Source organism: Micromonospora sp. NBC_00617, from assembly GCF_045161355.1.
In the GTDB taxonomy this organism is placed as follows: Bacteria; Actinomycetota; Actinomycetes; order Mycobacteriales; family Micromonosporaceae; genus Micromonospora.
In genome coordinates, this window is sequence record NZ_CP107751.1 from 7,078,022 (window position 1) to 7,096,178 (window position 18,157).

The 18,157-nt window shown below is 73.2% G+C and carries 14 protein-coding genes; 11 read left to right on the forward strand and 3 right to left on the reverse strand.

What is annotated here, in order from left to right; translation table 11 throughout:
• The first annotated feature begins 155 nt into the window (after positions 1-155).
• The 7 genes from OG505_RS32910 (at position 156) to OG505_RS32940 (ending at position 8,799) form a co-directional block, all read left to right on the forward strand.
• Positions 156-2,609: a nitrate- and nitrite sensing domain-containing protein gene (locus OG505_RS32910; RefSeq protein WP_405429923.1), complete on the forward strand. Its 2,454-nt coding sequence runs from the start codon at positions 156-158 to the stop codon at positions 2,607-2,609.
• Positions 2,609-3,031, forward strand: coding sequence for a roadblock/LC7 domain-containing protein (locus OG505_RS32915; RefSeq protein WP_234582163.1), 423 nt, complete (start codon positions 2,609-2,611; stop codon positions 3,029-3,031). The genes OG505_RS32910 and OG505_RS32915 overlap by 1 nt, the downstream gene beginning before the upstream one ends.
• Positions 3,021-3,410, forward strand: a complete 390-nt coding sequence (locus tag OG505_RS32920; protein ID WP_405434863.1) for a DUF742 domain-containing protein — start codon at positions 3,021-3,023, stop codon at positions 3,408-3,410. Before OG505_RS32915 ends, OG505_RS32920 begins: the two co-directional genes overlap by 11 nt.
• The gene (locus tag OG505_RS32925; protein WP_007464399.1) at positions 3,391-3,993 is read left to right on the forward strand and encodes an ATP/GTP-binding protein; all 603 of its coding nucleotides are present in this window, start codon (positions 3,391-3,393) and stop codon (positions 3,991-3,993) included. Before OG505_RS32920 ends, OG505_RS32925 begins: the two co-directional genes overlap by 20 nt.
• 151 nt (positions 3,994-4,144) lie before the next feature.
• Complete coding sequence (locus tag OG505_RS32930) at positions 4,145-5,182, forward strand: lactonase family protein (protein WP_405429926.1); 1,038 nt, start codon at positions 4,145-4,147, stop codon at positions 5,180-5,182.
• Between the two features lie 164 nt (positions 5,183-5,346).
• On the forward strand, positions 5,347-7,101 hold the full coding sequence (locus OG505_RS32935) for a substrate-binding domain-containing protein (RefSeq protein WP_405429927.1): 1,755 nt from the start codon (positions 5,347-5,349) through the stop codon (positions 7,099-7,101).
• 213 nt (positions 7,102-7,314) lie between these two features.
• Positions 7,315-8,799 carry a sugar transferase gene (locus OG505_RS32940; protein WP_405429928.1) on the forward strand — a complete coding sequence of 495 codons (1,485 nt, stop codon included), beginning with the start codon at positions 7,315-7,317 and terminating at the stop codon, positions 8,797-8,799.
• A gap of 10 nt (positions 8,800-8,809) precedes the next feature.
• Here OG505_RS32940 and OG505_RS32945 read toward each other — a convergent pair whose 3' ends face one another.
• Positions 8,810-9,940, reverse strand: a complete 1,131-nt coding sequence (locus OG505_RS32945; protein WP_405429929.1) for a PP2C family protein-serine/threonine phosphatase — start codon at positions 9,938-9,940, stop codon at positions 8,810-8,812.
• 96 nt (positions 9,941-10,036) lie between these two features.
• Here OG505_RS32945 and OG505_RS32950 point away from each other — a divergent pair, with 96 nt between their 5' ends.
• Complete coding sequence (locus OG505_RS32950; RefSeq protein WP_405429931.1) at positions 10,037-10,678, forward strand: MarR family winged helix-turn-helix transcriptional regulator; 642 nt, start codon at positions 10,037-10,039, stop codon at positions 10,676-10,678.
• A gap of 106 nt (positions 10,679-10,784) precedes the next feature.
• Here the strand turns inward: OG505_RS32950 and OG505_RS32955 are convergent, their stop codons facing one another.
• Positions 10,785-12,023 carry an ROK family protein gene (locus OG505_RS32955; protein ID WP_405429932.1) on the reverse strand — a complete coding sequence of 413 codons (1,239 nt, stop codon included), beginning with the start codon at positions 12,021-12,023 and terminating at the stop codon, positions 10,785-10,787.
• Between the two features lie 78 nt (positions 12,024-12,101).
• Between OG505_RS32955 and xylA the strand changes: the two genes are divergently transcribed.
• The 3 genes from xylA to OG505_RS32970 all read left to right on the forward strand — a co-directional run bounded on the left by xylA (position 12,102) and on the right by OG505_RS32970 (position 16,253).
• Positions 12,102-13,289: a xylose isomerase gene (gene xylA / locus OG505_RS32960; protein WP_405429933.1), complete on the forward strand. Its 1,188-nt coding sequence runs from the start codon at positions 12,102-12,104 to the stop codon at positions 13,287-13,289.
• Between the two features lie 9 nt (positions 13,290-13,298).
• Entirely contained in the window at positions 13,299-14,726 is a 1,428-nt protein-coding gene (gene xylB, locus OG505_RS32965; protein WP_405429934.1) for a xylulokinase, read from the forward strand.
• A gap of 93 nt (positions 14,727-14,819) precedes the next feature.
• Complete coding sequence (locus tag OG505_RS32970) at positions 14,820-16,253, forward strand: MFS transporter (protein ID WP_405429935.1); 1,434 nt, start codon at positions 14,820-14,822, stop codon at positions 16,251-16,253.
• Positions 16,254-16,431: 178 nt separating this feature from the next.
• Here the strand turns inward: OG505_RS32970 and OG505_RS32975 are convergent, their stop codons facing one another.
• The gene (locus tag OG505_RS32975; RefSeq protein WP_405434865.1) at positions 16,432-18,105 is read right to left on the reverse strand and encodes a glycoside hydrolase family 13 protein; all 1,674 of its coding nucleotides are present in this window, start codon (positions 18,103-18,105) and stop codon (positions 16,432-16,434) included.
• Positions 18,106-18,157: the final 52 nt, after the last annotated feature.

An 18,157-nucleotide genomic window follows, 5' to 3' on the forward strand; every position in this document is an offset into this window, starting at 1 on the left:
CGGCGCGACGGGCGGTAGTGCAACCGGGCGCGATTACGTATCCTGCCCAAGGCGCCCGCGCCGGTGCCCGGCCTGACGACCGGGTGCGCGACCGGCGAGCGCGTTGCCCGGCGGTGCCGGCGCCCCTCCTGCCACCCCTTGACGGGCGAGGTCTGATGAGAACCCGCGATTGGCCGATCCGCTCGAAGCTGACCGCGTTGGTCGTCGCCCCGGTGACCGCGCTCCTCGCGCTGTGGATCTTCGCGACGACGTTGACGTTCGGCCCCGCCCTCAACCTGCTCTCCGCGCGCACCCTGCTGTACGACCTGGGCCGCCCTGGCGAGGCGGTCGTCACCGAGCTGCAACGCGAGCGTCGACTGTCGGTGGTGCAGCTCGCCGGCACCACCAAGCTGCCCGCCCTGACCGAGCAGCGTCAGCGTACGGATCGGGCGGTCGCCGAGCTGCGTCGCCGGGTCGACGGGGAGGCGTTGCGCGACGCCGCCGACGACCTGTTGGAGGACCGGGTCGACCGGCTGGTCACCGCCCTGGCGGCGTTGCCGACCGGACGGGACTTCATCGACGACGGCATGATGGACCGCGCCGGGGCCCTCGGCCTCTACAGCGGCATGGTCTCGGCAGCCTTCCAGGCGTTCTCCGCGATGGCGAATCTGAGCGATCCGGCCATCAACCGACAGGCGCTGGCCCTCACCACGCTGGGCCGTTCCCGGGAGCTGCTCGGCCAGACCGACGCCATGCTGGCCGGCGTGCTGACCGCCGGAAAGTTCGCCGAAGGGGAGCACGCCCTGCTCGTGCAGGCCATCGGCAACCAGCGGTGGCTCATCGAGAGCGCGGTGGCCGACCTGCCCGAGGCCGGGCGCACCGCGTACCAGCGACTGACCGAGAGCCCGGAGTTCACCAGCCTGCGCGCGATGCAGGACGCGTTGATCGGGTCCAACAGGTCAGGTCGACCACCAGTGGACGCGGCGTCGTGGCAGACCAGCCACGACGCCGTACAGCAGCAGTTGCGTGACTTCGAGCTGTCCGAGGCCGACGGGCTCACCGACCGTTCGGTGCCGATGGCCGTCTGGATCCTGGTCCGGCTTGCCGCAGCCGGTGTGCTCGGGCTCGCCGCCGTGGTGGTCTCGGTGCTGGTGGCGCTGCGGGTCGGCCGCACGTTGGTCCGGCGACTCAGCGGGGTCCGTACCGCCGCCCTGGAGCTGGCCGAGCACCGACTGCCGGACGTGGTGACCCGACTGCGCCGGGGTGAGCAGGTCGACGTCGCCCGGGAGGCGCCACCCCTGGAGTACGGCAACGACGAGATCGGCGAGGTCGGGCGGGCCTTCACCGAGGTGCAGCGCACCGCCGTCCAGGCCGCCGTGGACGAGGTCACCCTGCGCCGAGGGCTCAACGAGGTGTTCCTCAACATCGCCCGGCGCAGCCAGGGCCTGGTGCACCGGCAGCTGCACCTGCTGGACCGGATGGAGCGTCGCGCCGAGGACCCGGACGAGCTGGCCGAACTGTTCCAGGTGGACCACCTGGCCACCCGGCTCCGCCGGCACGCCGAGGATCTGGTCATTCTCGCCGGCTCCGCGCCGGGCCGAGGGTGGCGCAACCCGGTCGCGATGGTCGACCTGGTCCGCGGCGCGATCAGCGAGGTCGAGGCGTACGACCGGGTGGACATCACCACCGTGCAGCCGGTCGGCGTGCTGGGTCGGGCGGTCGGCGACATCATCCACCTGCTCGCCGAGCTGGTCGAGAACGCCACCGCCTTCTCACCGCCGGACACGCGGGTGACCATCAGCGGGGAGCAGGTCGCCAACGGGTACGTCCTGGAGGTCACCGACCAGGGGCTGGGCATGTCCGTCGCCGCGCTGGAGAGCGCCAACACCCGGCTGGCCAGCTCGCCCGAATTCGACCCGGCGCAGAGTGCCCGACTCGGCCTGTTCGTGGTGGCCCGGCTCGCGGCCCGACACGCTGTCCGCGTACGGCTGCGGTCCGCCGAGGGGAGCGGCGTCACCGCAGTGGTGCTGGTCCCCGCCGACCTGGTCACCAGCGAGCCGCCGGCCGGCCCCGACCCCGCCACGCTGGCCGCGACTGCGGGCGACCGGCGGCTGGCCCGACCGGTGCGCCGAGGTACGGTGCCCCGGCCCCGCGCCGGCCGTACCAGCCCGGCCGTGGCCGCGACCGCCACCGATGACCTGCCCACCCTCGCCCTCCCCACGGGCCCGACGCCCGACCGTCCGTCCGCCGACGGACCGGGCGCCGGTGGGACGGGCGCGGACGCGCCGGACGTCAACGGCGAGTCGTCCTCCGACGGGACGACGGACGACCTGGAGGGGCTGCCCCGCCGGGTGCGACGGCGTACCCCCACCGCCCAGCCCCGGTCCACCGTCGCCGACGCGCCGTCGCCACGGTCGCCGGAGGAGGTACGCCGGGTCATGGCGGCTCTCCAGGCCGGCACCGCACGCGGCCGGGCCACCGTCGTCGCCCCGGGCTCGGCCGCTCGGGGCGGTGCGCCCGGCACGACCGCTCCGGCGAACCGCGCGGGTGCGACTCCGGCTGCGGCAGGCCCGGCTCCGGCGCCTCCGACGGCCTCCAAACCTCCGACCGAGACTGAGAGGGACGCCTAGTGCGGCAGACGACGAAGCAGAGCGCCAGCCTCGACTGGTTGCTCGACGAGTTGGTGCAACGGGTACCGGCCGCCCGGGAGGCGGTGGTGCTCTCCGCCGACGGGCTGCTGCTCGGCGCCTCGGCCGAGCTGGAGCGCTCCGACGCCGAGCACCTCTGCGCGCTCGCCGCCGGCTTCTCCAGCCTCGCCCGGGGTGCGAGCCGGCACGTGGACGGCGGTCCGGTCCGGCAGACGGTGGTGGAGATGGAGTCGGCGTACCTCTTCGTCACCGCCGCCGGGCAGGGTGCCTGCCTGGCCGTGGTGAGCGACGCCGACGCGGACATCGGCCTGGTCGCGTACGAGATGGCGATGCTGGTCATCCGCGTGGGGGAGAACCTCACCGCCGCCGCCCGAGGATCGACGGATGCCGGTGATGCGGGCTGAGCCGCCCGGCCCCCAGCACGAGTGGCTGGACGGCGACGCGGGCCCGGTGGTCCGCCCGTACACGCTCACCGGCGGCCGGGTGCGCTCGGCCGTCGACGGGTTCGACCTGGTCGCGTTCGTGCTGGCCGGCTCGGACCTCGACCTGGCGGCCCACCCGCAGCTGCCGCCGGAGCACCGGCGGCTGGTCACGTTGGCCGGGCGCCCGGTGTCGGTGGCCGAGCTGGCGGCCGAGCTGGACCTCGCGGTCGGGGTGATCCGGGTGCTGCTCGGTGACCTCCTCGCTCAGGGGCTGGTCGCGGTGCACGAGCCGCCGGCCGGCAGCGACCTTCCCGACGACGACATCCTCAAGGCGGTGGTCAGTGGACTCCGTGCGCTATGACCAGGCGGGCACCTCGGTCACCGTCCCGCTCGCACTGAAGATCCTCATCGCCGGGGGCTTCGGTGCCGGCAAGACGACGCTGGTGAGCGCGTTGAGCGAGGTTCGACCGTTGCAGACCGAGGAGGTGCTGACCGATGCCGGCATCGGCACCGACGACATCTCCGGGGTGGAGGGCAAGTCGACCACCACGGTGGCGATGGACTTCGGCCGGATCACCATCAACGACGACCTTCAGGTGTACCTGTTCGGCACCCCCGGCCAGGACCGGTTCTGGTTCCTCTGGGACGAGCTGGCCTTCGGCGCCCTCGGCGCGGTGGTGCTCGCCGACACGCGGCGGCTGGCCGACTGCTTCCCCTCGATCGACTACTTCGAGCAGCGTGGCATCCCGTTCGTGGTGGGCGTGAACTGCTTCGAGGACACCCGTCGGTTCGAGCTGGAGACCGTACGCCGGGCGCTCGACCTGGATCCGGACGTGCCGATGGTGCTCTGCGACGCCCGGGACCGGCAGTCCGGCAAGCTGGTGTTGATCTCCCTGGTCGAGCACGTCGCCCGGCAGCGCGGTGAGCCGGTGCCGGCCGCCTGACCTGGCCCTGCCGCGCGGGCGGGCGGCCTGGCGCCGGCCGGCCGACGCGGGATCGGCGGGCCGATCTGGTCCTCGGAAAGCCGGTTAGCGGGTCGGCGCCGTGGGCAGCTCTGGTTGGATCTACTCCAGGATGCCGGCAAAGGGGTGCAGCGTGACTGGTCAGGGCGAGATCGTCCACATCGGGGGTTACACCGCGCAGAGCGGAGGGCGGGGCAGCGGCATCGTCGCCGCCCACCGGGACCCGGCAACCGGGGCGCTGACCTCCCTCGGCACGGTGGCGGTCACGCCGTCGCCGTCGTTCCTCGTGCGGCACCCCACCCGTCCGGTGCTCTACGCGGTCAACGAGCTGACCGACGGGGCGATCAGCGCCTGGCAGGTCGGGCCGGACGGCGCGCTGGACGCGCTCGGCAGCTTCTCGACCGGCGGCGCCGAGCCCTGTCACCTGGCGGTGCTGCCCGACGGTGACCACCTGGTGGCCGCCAACTACGGCGGCGGCAGCGTCGCGGTCTTCCCGCTCGACGCGCAGGGCGTGCCCGGCGAGCGCACCGATCTGGTGGTGCACGAGGGGCACGGCCCGGACCCGGAACGCCAGGACCGGGCGCACGCCCACATGGTCTCCCCGGGCCGGGATCGGGGGCCGCTGCTGGCGGTGGATCTCGGCACCGACTCGGTCTACCGGTACGACCTGGACGGCGCGAGCGGGCGGCTGGTGCCGCGCGGTCCGCGGATGCGGACGGCGCCCGGCACCGGGCCCCGGCACCTGGCCCGCCATCCCGACGGCCGGCGCTGCTATCTGGTCGGCGAGCTGGATGCCTCGGTCACCGCGTACGAGTTGACCGACGACGGGGCGCTGCACCAGCGTGGCCGGGTCGAGGCGAGTGAGCGGGCGGGGCACGTCCAGCCGTCGGAGGTCGCGGTCGACCCGGACGGCCGTTTCCTCTACGTCGCCAACCGCGGGGTCGGCACCATCGCTGTGTTCGACCTGGCCGGTGAGCTGCCCGAGCTGGTGGCCGAAGTGGAGACCGGGGGTGAGTGGCCGCGGCACTTCGCCCTCATCGGGGAGCACCTGTACGTCGCCGACGAGCGGGCGGACATGGTGCGGGCCTTCCGGCGGGACGCGAGCACCGGCATCCCGGCCCCGATCGGCGAGCCCGTCGCGGTGGCGAGCCCGACCTGCGTGCTGCCGTGAGTCGCTCGGGCGACGGGCCGGACGTGAGACGGAAACCGGTTTGGCAACGGCCTGGGGCCATCTCGTCACACTCTGTTGCTAAAGAGCGATCAACTGTTTCTCCTGCGTAACTTTAGTCCGAACGGATGTGGCAGAGACGGCACCTAATACGCAAGATGGTCAGCGTGTCAGCAGGCCGCCATCGCATGCGTTCGAAACTCCATCTAGCAGCCGCCGCCGCGACGGCGACGGTTCTCGTCGTCACCACCGGCGTCTGGTTCGGCTACAAGGAGCTGATCCAGCCCAGCTGTTCGGGAGAGATTCGACTCGCCGTCGCGGTCGCCTCCGAGTTGGCGCCCGCGGTGGACGCCGCCGCGTCCCAATGGGTCAAGGACGGTGCCGCGGTCGGCCCCACCTGCATCCGGGTGGACGTCTCGGCGTCCGACCCGGTCGACGTGGCCGCCGTGGTGGCCGCGAAGCACGGTGCCGTGCTGGCCGGCGTCGGGCAGGCCAGCGGCACGGCGGTCACCCCGGACGTCTGGGTGCCAGACTCCTCGACCTGGCTGCTGCGACTGAAGAAGGACGCCACCGCGTTCGCGCCGACCAACGGGGCCTCCATCGCGCGCAGCCCCGTCGTCGTGGCGATGCCCGAGCCGGTGGCCACGCGGCTGGGCTGGCCCAACGCCAAGTTCACCTGGACCGACCTGCTCAAGCAGGTCAACAGCAGCAAGCCGCTGCGTACCGGCATCGTCGAGCCGACCCGGGACGCGGCCGGCCTGTCCGGCCTGCTCTCACTGACCACGGCCGCCAGCGGCGCTGGCGGGGACGCGCAGCGCAGCACCGTCGGCGCGCTGCGGGCGCTGGCCACGGGTCGGTCCTCGCTCCGCAGCGACCTGCTGGCCCGCTTCCCGACCGCCACGGACCCGACGTCCATCGCGAGCGCGCTCGGTGCGGCGGCGCTCTCCGAAGAAGACGTGATCGCCTACAACAGCAAGAAGCCCCCGGTGCCGCTCGCTGCGCTCTACATGGAGCCGGCCCCGATGCCGCTGGACTACCCGTACGCGGTGCTGCCCGGCATCGAGCCGACCAAGGCGGCTGCGGCGAAGGTGCTGTTCGAGCTGCTCACCGCCCCGAAGTTCCGCGACCGGCTGGCGGCGCAGTCGCTGCGCGGTCCGGACGGCAACTGGGGTGCCGGCTTCAACGCGCCGCAGGGTGCCCCGAGCCCGGCCGGCGGCGCGTCGACCGCCCCGGCGGCCGGCGGCACCGCGGCGGGCGGCCTGGACCCGGCCGCGATACAGCGTGTCGTCTCCAGCTGGTCGATCGCCACCCAGTCGGGTCGGATGCTCGCCGTCATCGACGTCTCCGGCTCGATGAAGGACCAGGTGCCCAGCGCCAACAACCGCAGCCGGGAGGAGGTCACCGTGGACGCGGCCCGCCGCGGCCTGGGCCTCTTCGACGACTCCTGGTCCATCGGCCTGTGGACCTTCTCCACCAAGCTGGTCGGCAATCGGGACTACCGGGAGCTGGTCCCGATCGGGCCGCTCTCCGGCCAGCGGGCGCAGTTGGAGGGGGCGCTCGCCACCATCAAGCCGTCCAGCGGTGACACCGGCCTCTACGACACCGTGTTCGCCGCGTACCAGGCGGTGCAGGAGGACTGGCAGCCCGGCCGGGTCAACTCCATCGTGCTGTTCACCGACGGCAAGAACGAGGACGACAACGGCCTCAACCAGGGGCAACTGCTCGCCAAGCTCAAGCAGATCGCCGACCCGGAGCGGCCCGTGCAGGTCATCATGATCGGTATCGGCGAGGGCGTCAGCAAGACCGAGTTGGAGTCGATCACCAAGGTGACCGGTGGCGACGTCTTCGTCACCAAGGACCCGAGCGAGATCGGCAGCATCTTCCTCACCGCCATCGCGCGCCGCCCCCCGGCGCCGCGCTGACCGGCCGCCCAGCAGGAGAAACCCGCCGTACCGCGTCAGCGGTACGGCGGGTTCCTTTTATGGCCGCAGGGTTGAAGAAAAGTGACGGCAATACGTCGGAAGCAATCGGCAGTCATAGTTATCAGGGCAGGATGTCGACGTGTCCCGGCATCGTCCGTCCGCCTCCGGTCCGACTCGTCGGCCGGGGCCGTCCTGAGCAGAGTGGGAGGGCCGGTGACCGCGGCGACCCTGTTGACCCCTGCCAGCACCTCGGCGACTCCGCAAGGCCCGCCGAACGGGCTGGTGGCCCGCGCCGACGAACGATCCTACGTCCGGGTCCTGGTCGTGCTGGACACCACCATCCTCATCATCGCGCTGCTCGTCGGGTACGTCGGCCGGTTCGGAGACGAGGAGCCGGTCGGCTCCGAGATCCCGTACGTGCTGGTGGCGCCGGGGTTGGTCCTGGCCTGGCTGATCTCCCTCAAGGCGCTCGGTTGCTACGACGACCGGGTCGTCGGCTACGGGGCGGACGAGTACCGGCGGGTCAGCTCGGCGAGCCTGCGGCTGGCCGGCGCGATCGCCATCGCCGGCTACATCGCCGACGTCGGCGTCTCCCGTGGTTTCCTCGGCATCTCGTTCGCGGTCGGCACGGTCGGGCTGGAGGTGACCCGGTTCGTCGCGCGCAAACGCCTGCACCGGGCCCGCTCGAAAGGCGCCGGCTGGTCGCGCAAGGTGCTCGTGGTCGGCGACACCGCACACGTCCTGGAGTTGGTGCACACCCTGCGCCGGGAGCCGTACGCCGGCTATCAGGTGGTCGGCGCGTGCATCCCCGACGCGCTGCTCGCTCCGGTGGCCCAGCGGCTCGGTGACGTGCCGGTGGTGGGGTCGTTCCGGGGCATCCCGGAGGCCGCCACCGCGATCGGCGCGGACACGGTCGCGGTGACCGCCTCCGGTGAGCTGACGGCGGCCCGACTGCGTCGGCTCGGTTGGCAGCTGGAGGGGACCGGCGTCGACCTCGTCGTGGCACCCGCGCTGACCGACGTGGCCGGCCCGCGGATCCACACCCGTCCGGTCGCCGGGCTGCCCCTGATCCACGTCGAGGCGCCCGAGTTTCGCGGTGCCCGCAAGCTGGTCAAGGGGTTCGTCGACCGGTCCGCGTCGTCGCTGGCGTTGGCGCTGCTGCTGCCGCTGATCGCGGTCATCGCGGTGGCCATCAAACTGGACAGCCGGGGGCCGGTGCTCTTCCGCCAGATCCGGGTGGGTCGGGGCGGGCAGGAGTTCGGCGTGTTCAAGTTCCGGACGATGGTGGTCAACGCCGACGCGCTGCTCGCCGAGCTGGCGACCCGCAACGAGACCGACGGCCTGATGTTCAAGATGCGCGACGACCCCCGGGTGACCCGGGTCGGTCGTCTGCTGCGCAAGTGGTCGCTCGACGAGCTGCCGCAGCTGGTCAACGTGCTGCTGGGCCAGATGAGCCTGGTCGGGCCGCGCCCGCCGCTGCCCTCGGAGGTGGCCCGCTACGACGGTGACGTGGCCCGGCGGCTGCTGGTGAAGCCCGGTATGACCGGGCTCTGGCAGGTCAGCGGCCGGTCCGACCTGAGTTGGGAGGACGGCATCCGACTCGATCTCTACTACGTGGAGAACTGGTCGCTCGCCGCCGACCTCACCATCCTCTGGAAGACCGCCGGCGCGGTGCTGAACAGCCGCGGCGCGTACTGACCGCCGCCGCTCAGCCCTGCGGGCCGGTCCAGTCCAGGCAGACCACCACGGCATCGTCGACGAGGTCGCCGGCCACGAACGCGCGCAGGTCGCCGATCAGCGACCGCACGGCGTCCAGCGGCTCCATCGGGCCCGTCCGGCGCAGGAACCGGTCCAGTGCCGTCTCGCCGTAGCGCACGTTCTGCCCGGTGGCCTCCACCACGCCGTCGCTGACCACGAAGAGCCGGTCACCGCGTTCCAGCGTGAACGTCTGCTCGTGGTAGTCGGTCGCCTCGAACATGCCGAGCGGGAACTGCGCCTCCAGCGGTTGCTCGGTGACCTCCCCGGCCCGCAGCAGGACGAGCCGTGGCGAGCCGGCGTCCACCACGGTCAGCGTCCCGGAGCGCAGGTCCAGCTCCATCAACAGCACGGAGAGGTGCCGCTTGCCGCGGTACTCGTCGTAGATGGCCTGGTCGGCGAGGGCTGCCTGATCACCCAGACCGAGGCCGGCCCGGCGGGCGTTGCGCAGCGCGTGGGTGGCCAGCGACGTGAGCAGGGACGCCGCGACGCCCTCACCGGTTCCGTTGACCGTGGAGAGCCAGAGCTGCTGCCCGTCGTCGGACCAGTCGAAGCTGTCCCCCCGCACGGCGTACGCCGGTTCCAGCTGCCCGGCCAGGCTGAACGAGGGTCGGATCCGGCTGCGGCCGGGGAGCAGGTCCCACTGCATCTCGGCGGCCAGCGTGAGCCGCTGGCTGCGCCGCGCGACGTTGTAGACGTCGGTGCCGGGGGCGACGGCCGCCAGCTCATGCGCGAGCGCGGTGGCGATGTCGGCCAGCTCGCCGAGCACTGCCGGGTCGTCGGCCACCGGCGCCAGGCGCAGGACGCCCCGCCGTTCGCCGCGCATGCTGACCGGCACCCAGGCGGTGCCGTCGACCAGCAGGGGCGCCTGGTGGTCGAAGGCACGCCAGGCGGGGTGTCCGGCGCCCCGAAGGGAGTCACCCTCGGTGAGTGGCAACAGCTCCGAGAGGCGGTAGTCGACCTGGTACAGCTCCGCTTCGGTGACCCCGTACGCCTCGTCGAGGATCCCCCCGATGCCGCCCACCAGACGGTCGGCGGGTGTCTCGTTCAGGGTACGTCGTGCCCGATTGACCGGTTCGCTCATCAGGCCTCCTTGATCAAAGCTCGACGACCAGTGGCTTCGGAGTACTCTCGGGCCACCATGGCCGAAGAACACGGTCCACCGGACCCTGAGACGAGTATGGCCGCCGCATTGGACGCGGCGGCGGGTGCCCTGCTGGGCGTGTGGGATTCCGCCCGCGAGGCGACCGCCAGCCGGGTCTCCGGAGCCCAACTACGGGCTGTGATGGTGGTCGAGCAACAAGACGGGATCAACCTACGCCGGCTCGCCGCCCGCCTGGACATGTTGCTCAGTTCCGCCAGCCGGCTCTGCGACCGCTTGGTAGCGGCCGGCATGCTGGAGCGCGAACCGGGCCGCTTCGACCGGCGGGAGATATCCCTGCACCTCACCCCGGAGGCCCGCCGACTCCTCACGGAGCTGCGCGCGGACCGCCAGAAGCGGATTGCCGCCGTGCTGGCGGCGATGACGCCGGCAGGCCGTGCCGCCCTGGTGAGCGGGATGCGGGAGTTCGACGAGGCCGCCCGTCGGCAGCAGGCGCGAAGCGGCTCGGCGCCGGAGGACGGGGACCGGCCGCCGGGGCGCGGCGACTGGCCGGACGACACGGACCCGCGGGACCCGGACCGACCGACCGGGCCGGCGGGGGACTCGTCGGAGCACCCGGAGCCGTCGACCCGAACGGTGTGGCAGACCGGCCCCGAGCGGGCGGTGGGCCCGCCCCGCGAATGGCCCACCGGTGAGCCGCCGGTGGCCCGGACCGCCTGACTCAGGCCGGCGTCGACGCGCACACCGCCAGCATGGCGATGTCGTCGTGCGCCTGCCCGCCCAGCCACTCGTCCACCACGCCGTACCGACGCACGCCCAGAGCGCGTCAGCCGGATCGGCCCAGCCAGCCTGCGGGGCGGGCGACGATCCGCCGTACCACCGAGCCGGCCGCGCCCACGGAGGCGGCCTCCGGACCGAGGGTCGAGGGCCGGACCGTGACGGGTGACCAGGCGGCGGTGAGCACCCGAGCGGCGATCTCGGCGAGCACCGGCGGGCACAGCCAGGGCGCCAACGGGGCGTACCCGCCGCCGAGCACCACGGTGTCCAGGTCCAGCAGGTTGACCACGCCGGCCACCGCCACCCCGAGTGCCGTACCGGCCTCGTGCAGCGCCCGCAGCGCGTCCGGGTCACCGGCCTCGGCCAACTCGGCCAGCCGCGCCGTCGCGGTGTCCGCGGGGAGCTCCGCGCGTACCAGCCCGGCGCCGGCCACGATCGCCTCCTGCCCGGCGTACTGCTCCAGGCAACCCTGCCCTCCGCAGCGGCACGGCCGGCCCTCGGGGTGGACCGGGAGGTGGCCGATCTCGCCGCTCCAGCCGCGTACGCCGCGAAACAGCGCGCCGTCCAGGACGATCCCCGCGCCGATGCCGACCTCGCCGGAGATGTGCAGGAAGCTCGCCGGGCCGGGCGGTCGGGAGTGCAGCTCGCCGAGCGCCGCGAGGTTGGCCTCGTTGTCCACCACGAGGGCCGGTACGCCCGGCACCTGATCGGTCAGGGGCGGGTGCCCGCTGAGCAGTTCGGGCACCGCGACGTCCCGCCAGCCGAGGTTCGGCGCGAGCCGGACCAGGCCGGCGTCGTCCACCAGGCCGGGTACGGCGAGCGCGGCTCCGGCCAGGGTGAGGCCCTGCCGGGCCGCGTCGGCGCGGGCCTGCCCGGCGAGGTCGACGAGGTGGGCCAGCGCGTCGGCGGGGGCGACCGGGCGCAGGTCGGCCCGGTGCACGGTGCGGTGCCGGACCTGGCCGGCGAGATCGACGACGCATACCGTCAGGTAGTCGACGTTGACCTCCAGGCCGAGCCCGGCCGGGCCCTGGTCGGCCAGGACCAGCCCCCGGGCCGGTCGGCCGGCGCCCGCCCTGGGGGCCGGGTCGGCCTCGCTGACCAGTTGGCCCGCCAGCAGGTCCTCGACCACCGCCGAGACGGTGGCCCGGGTCAGGCCGGTGGCCGTGGCCAGGTCGGCCCGGGACGGGGGGCGGTCGGCGGCGGCGATCCGGCCGAGGACCAGGGCGAGGTTGAGCTCGCGGAGGCTGCCCTGACGGGCCGCGCCGGCCGGGGCGTGGGTGGGGCTCACCCCTTGACACTGCCATAGGGCGGGCAAATAATTCAATCGCTGAACAAATACCTGACACCACCACCCCGGAGGCCACTCATGGCACCTCGTCCCACCCCCGCCGACAAGTTCTCCTTCGGGCTCTGGACCGTGGGCTGGCAGGCCCGCGACCCGTTCGGCGACGCGACCCGTCCCGAGCTGGACGCCGTCGAGGCGGTGCACCGGCTCGCCGAGCTGGGCGCGTACGGCATCACCTTCCACGACGACGACCTGATCCCGTTCGGGGCCGACGCCGCCACCCGCGACCAGCACATCGCGCGGTTCCGCAAGGCGCTCGACGAGACCGGCCTCGTGGTGCCCATGGTCACCACCAACCTCTTCACCCACCCGATCTTCAAGGACGGTGGCTTCACCAGCAACGACCGCGACGTCCGCCGCTTCGCCCTGCGCAAGGTGCTGCGCCAGGTCGACCTGGCCGCCGAGCTGGGCGCGAGCACCTTCGTCATGTGGGGTGGCCGCGAGGGCTCCGAGTACGACCTCGCCAAGGACGTCCAGGCCGCCCTGGACCGCTACCGCGAGGCCGTCAACCTGCTCACCCAGTACTCCATCGACAAGGGCTACAACCTGCGGTTCGCCCTGGAGCCCAAGCCCAACGAGCCGCGCGGCGACATCCTGCTGCCGACCATCGGGCACGCGCTCGGCTTCATCTCCCAGCTGGCCCACCCGGAGCTGGTCGGCCTCAACCCGGAGGTCGGCCACGAGCAGATGGCCGGGCTCAACTACGCCCACGGCATCGCCCAGGCGCTCTGGCAGGGCAAGCTGTTCCACCTGGACCTCAACGGCCAGCGCGGCATCAAGTACGACCAGGACCTGGTCTTCGGCCACGGCGACCTGATGAACGCGTTCGCCCTGGTGGACCTCCTGGAGAACGGCGGCCCCAACGGCGGGCCGACCTACGACGGCCCCCGGCACTTCGACTACAAGCCGTCGCGCACCGAGGACATGGACGGGGTGTGGGCGTCGGCGGCGGCCAACATGAGCACCTACCTGCTGCTCAAGGAGCGCGCCGCGGCGTTCCGCGCCGACCCCGAGGTCGTCGAGGCGCTCGCCGCCAGCAAGGTCGGCGAGCTGAGCACGCCGACGCTGGGCGACGGCGAGGGCTACGAGGAGTTCCTGGCCGACCGGTCCGCGTTCGAGGACGTCGACGTGGACGCGGTGGCCGCGCGGGGCTTCGCCTTCGTCCGGCTCAACCAGCTCGCCGTCGAGCACCTGCTCGGCGCCCGCTGAGGCCCCGCCATGCCGTTGGTCGCAGGCGTTGACTCGTCCACCCAGTCCTGCAAGGTGGTCATCCGGGACGCGGAGACCGGCGCCCTGCTCCGGCAGGGCCGGGCACCGCACCCGGACGGCACCGAGGTCGACCCGGAAGCCTGGTGGCAGGCGCTGCGCAGCGCCGCCGACGAGGCCGGCGGGCTGGCCGACGTCGCGGCGGTCTCCGTCGGCGGCCAGCAGCACGGCATGGTCTGCCTCGACGAGGCGGGCCGGGTGGTCCGCCCGGCCCTGCTGTGGAACGACACCCGCTCCGCCGACGCCGCCGCCGACCTCATCGAGGAGGCCGGCGGCGGCTCGGCCGGGCGGCGGTTCTGGGCCGAGGCCACCGGCAGCGTTCCGGTGGCCAGCTTCACCCTGACCAAACTGCGGTGGCTGGCGACGCACGAGCCGGAGCTGGCGGCCCGGGTGGCCGCCGTCTGCCTGCCGCACGACTGGCTGACCTGGCGGCTGGCCGGCGCACCGGGGTTGGGCGCGCTGCGTACCGACCGGGGGGACGCCAGCGGCACCAGCTACTGGTCGCCGGCCACCGGTGACTACCGACTGGACCTGCTGGAGCGGGGCTTCGGCCGACAGTTGGTGGTGCCCCAGGTGCTCGGCCCGGCGGAGTCGGCGGGCAAGCTGGCCGACGACCTGGGCGGGTCGGGTGGCGCGCTGCTCGGCGCGGGCACCGGGGACAACGCCGCTGCCGCACTCGGCGTCGGCGCCGGGCCGGGTGACGTGATCGTCTCGATCGGCACCTCCGGCACCGTGTTCAGCGTCGCGGACGTTCCCGCGGCCGACGAGAGCGGTGCCGTGGCGGGCTTCGCCGACGCGTCCGGTCGTTTCCTGCCGCTGGTTGCCACGCTCAACGCCGCCCGGGTGCTGGACGCCGCCGCCGCGATGCTCGGCGTCAGCCTGGACGAGCTGGCCGAGCTGGCGCTCTCCGCGCCAGCCGGAGCGGACGGGCTGGTCATGGTGCCGTACCTGGAGGGTGAGCGGACACCGAACCGGCCGCTCGCCACCGGCGCGGTGCACGGCCTGACCCTGCGTACCTCGACCCCCGCGCACCTGGCGCGGGCCGCCGTGGAGGGCATGCTCTGCGCGCTCGCCGACGGCCTGGACGCGTTGACCGCGCAGGGTGCGGTCGCCCGCCGGGTCATCCTGATCGGCGGTGGGGCCCGGTCGGCCGCGGTGCGTCAGATCGCGCCGCAGGTCTTCGGCTGCCCGGTGGTCGTCCCGCCCGCCGGGGAGTACGTCGCCGACGGCGCCGCCCGGCAGGCCGCCTGGGTCGCCCTGGGCGGTCCCACGCCGCCGGTCTGGGCGGTCGAGGGCACCGAGGAGTACGCGGCAGCGGCCGTCCCCGCCGTCCGCGACCAGTACGCCGCAGCCCGCGGGTTGGTGCTCGACCGACGCTGAGCGTCGGAATCGACGCGGGTGGGTGCCGGTCGGTCATGACCGGCATCCACCCGCGTGACGACCTCCGCCATGGAGTCTGGTTGGCTGCCGGTCATGACGGTGACCACTGGCGGGCCCGGCCTACGCCCGCACGGTCGGGGCGGTGGGCCGACGCACCGGTTGTACAGCGTCGTGGTGTTCGTGCTGCTCGCCTCGCTGGACAACGTGGCGATCGGGCTGGTCCCCCCGCTGTACGGCCCGATCTCCGACGCGTTCGACGTGTCCGGGCGCCTGCTCGGCGTGGTCACCGCGGTCAGCTTCCTGGTCAGCGCGGTCGCGGCGGTCGGCTGGGCGTACGTCGGGGACCGGACCAACCGCAAGCCGCTGCTCATGGTGGGCACGCTGCTCTGGGCGGCCGGCACCGGCGGCAGCGCGCTGGCCGGCGGCTACCTGACGTTCCTGGCCGCGCAGTTGGTCGCGGCGGTCGGCCTCGGCGCGGTCGGCTCGGTGGGCTTCTCCGTGGTCACCGACCTGATCTCACCGACCCGGCGCGGGCTGGTGATGAGTTTCTGGGGGCTCTCCCAGGGAGTCGGAACCCTCGCCGGCACGCTCGTCGGCGGGCTGCTCGGGGCCACCGACTGGCGGCGGCCGTTCCTGCTGCTGACCGGTGTCGGCCTGGTCGCCACAGTGGCCTACCTGTTCACGTACGACATCCGGCGTGGCCAGAGCGAGCCGGAACTGGCCGGCAGACTCGACGCCGGCGCCGAGTACGACTACCGGATCAGCCGCGCCGACCTACCGCGCATCCTGGCCCGGCGGACCAACCGGTGGCTGATCCTGCAGGGGCTGACCGCGCAGGCCGCGTTCGGCTCGCTGGTCTGGCTGCCGGTGCTGTTCGCCGAACGCGCCGAGGCCCAGGGCTACTCGGAGTCGACCGCGGTGGTGGTGGGCAGCGTCTTCGCCACGCTGTTCCAGCTCGGTGGTGTGCTCTCCATCGTGGGAGGGCTGGTCGGTGACGCGGTGCAGCGGCGTACCCCTCGGGGCCGGGCCCTGGTCGCGGCGGTCGGCATCCTCGCCGCGCTGCCGTTCTACCTGGTGCTGTTCTTCGTGCCGGTGACCATCGACGTGCCCGACGGCGGCAGCGCCGGCGCGGTGGTCGGCGCGGTGCTCTCCAGCGTGGTCACCGAGCCGTCGGTCGGACTGAGCCTGCTCACCGCCGTGGTGGCGCTCGCGTTGACCTCGGCCAACTCGCCGAACTGGTTCGCGCTGATCGCCGACGTCAACCCGCCGGAGCACCGCGGCACGGTCTACAGCCTGGGCAACCTGGTCAACGGGGTCGGTCGGGCGGCCGGCAACGGGCTGGTCGGGGTGGCCTTCCAGGCCCTGCGAACGGCATTCCCGCCACCGTTGAACTTCGCCGTCGGGCTGGCCGCCTTCCAGCTCTTCTTCATCCCGACCGGTGTCATGTACTGGCTCGCCTCGCGGACCTCTCCGGCGGACATCGACAACGTGCACGACCTGCTCCACACCCGAGCCAACCGCCTCTAACCCCTCCCCGCCCCCGCCCCCGCCCGCCCCCGCCCTCGCGATCTTGTACTTTCTGTCGCGGCAAAATGGGCGTATCTACCCATTACGTCAACCGAAAGTGCAAGATCGGCGCGGGGCGGCGCGGGGTGGCACGGGGTGGCACGGGCGGGGTGGCGCGGGGCGGGGTGGGGTGGGGTCGTCAGGCGCGGAGCCAGACTGTTACGTCGGTCGGGATCGCGGCCTGGTCGTCCAGCGGTGCGCTGGAGGCGAGCACCTCGGCGCCGGCCGGAACCGGCACCGGAGTGTCGCCGAAGTTGGTCAGCACCGTCAGCTCCCCGTTGCGGAAGGTCAGCACCTCGTCGCCGGAGGGCAGCCACTCCAGCGTGCCCCGGCCCAGGCCGTGGGCGCGGCGCAACCGCAGCGCCGTGCGGTACAGCTCGTACGTCGAGCCGGGCACGTCGCGCTGCCGGTCCAGCGCGTACTCCGCCCAGGACGGCGGTTGCGGCAGCCAGCTCGCGTCGGTGGGCCCGAAGCCGTACGACGGGGCGTCGGCCTCCCACGGGATCGGCACCCGGCAGCCGTCCCGCCCCCGCTGGGTGTGCCCGCTGCGCGCCCAGGTCGGGTCCTGCCGAGCCTCGTCGGGCATCGTGGTGTGCTCGGGCAGGCCCAGCTCCTCGCCCTGGTAGAGGTACGCCGAGCCGGGCAGGGCGAGCATCAGCAGGGTGGCCGCCCGGGCCCGGCGCAGGCCGAGCGCGGCGTCCGGCTGCGGGTCGCCGATGCCGATGCCGTTGGGGCGTACGGTGCCGACCGGCAGGCCGAGCCGGGAGGCGTGCCGCACCACGTCGTGGTTGGAGAGCACCCAGGTGGTCGGTGCGCCGACCGAGTCGGTCGCCTCCAACGAGCGGGTGATCACCGCGTACTGGGCCGGTGCGGTCCATGCGGCGAGCAGGTACTCGAAGTTGAACGCCTGGTGCATCTCGTCCGGGCGGACGTAGCGGGCCAGCCGCTCGGCCGGCTCCACCCACGCCTCGGCGACCAGCACCCGCTCCCCGGGGTAGCTGTCCAGGACCCGCCGCCACTGCCGGTAGATCTCGTGGACGCCCTCCTGGTCCCACATCGGCGGGCGAGGCTTGTCCACCTCGTTGCCGGAGAGGATCTCCTGGGGCTCCTGCCAGTCGGCCAGGTCGGCCTGCTTGACGAGGCCGTGGGCCACGTCGACGCGGAAGCCGTCCACCCCGCGGTCCAGCCAGAACCGCAGTACGTCCAGGAACTCCGCGTGCACCTCCGGGTTGTCCCAGTTGAGGTCGGGCTGGCCGGTGTCGAACAGGTGCAGGTACCACTGGCCGGGTCGGCCGTCCGGGTCGACCGTCCGGGTCCAGGCCGGCCCGCCGAAGACGCTCTGCCAGTCGTTCGGCGGCTGGTCGCCGGCCGGGCCGAGGCCGTCCCGGAAGATGTACCGGGACCGCTCCGGGCTGCCGGGCGCGGCGGTCAGCGCGGCCTGGAACCAGCGGTGCGCCGACGAGGTGTGGTTCGGTACCAGGTCGACGATCACCCGCAGGCCGCGGGAGCGGGCCTCGGCGAGCAGCTTGTCCGCGTCGGCGAGGGTGCCGAACAGCGGGTCGATGTCGCGGTAGTCGGCCACGTCGTAGCCGGCGTCGGCCTGCGGCGACGGGTAGAACGGGGAGAGCCACACCGCGTCCACGCCCAGCTCGACCAGGTGGTCGAGGCGGGCGGTGATGCCCGGCAGGTCACCGATGCCGTCGCCGTCGGAGTCGGCGAACGAGCGTGGGTAGATCTGGTAGATGGCGGCCTCGGTCCACCAGCCGGTGATCGGGTGATCGGAGGAGGTCTGCTGCGTCGGATCGGTGTTCAGGGTCGTCTCCCGTGTCGCGGGTTGGGTGGACTGCCGGCCGCCGGCCGGCGGC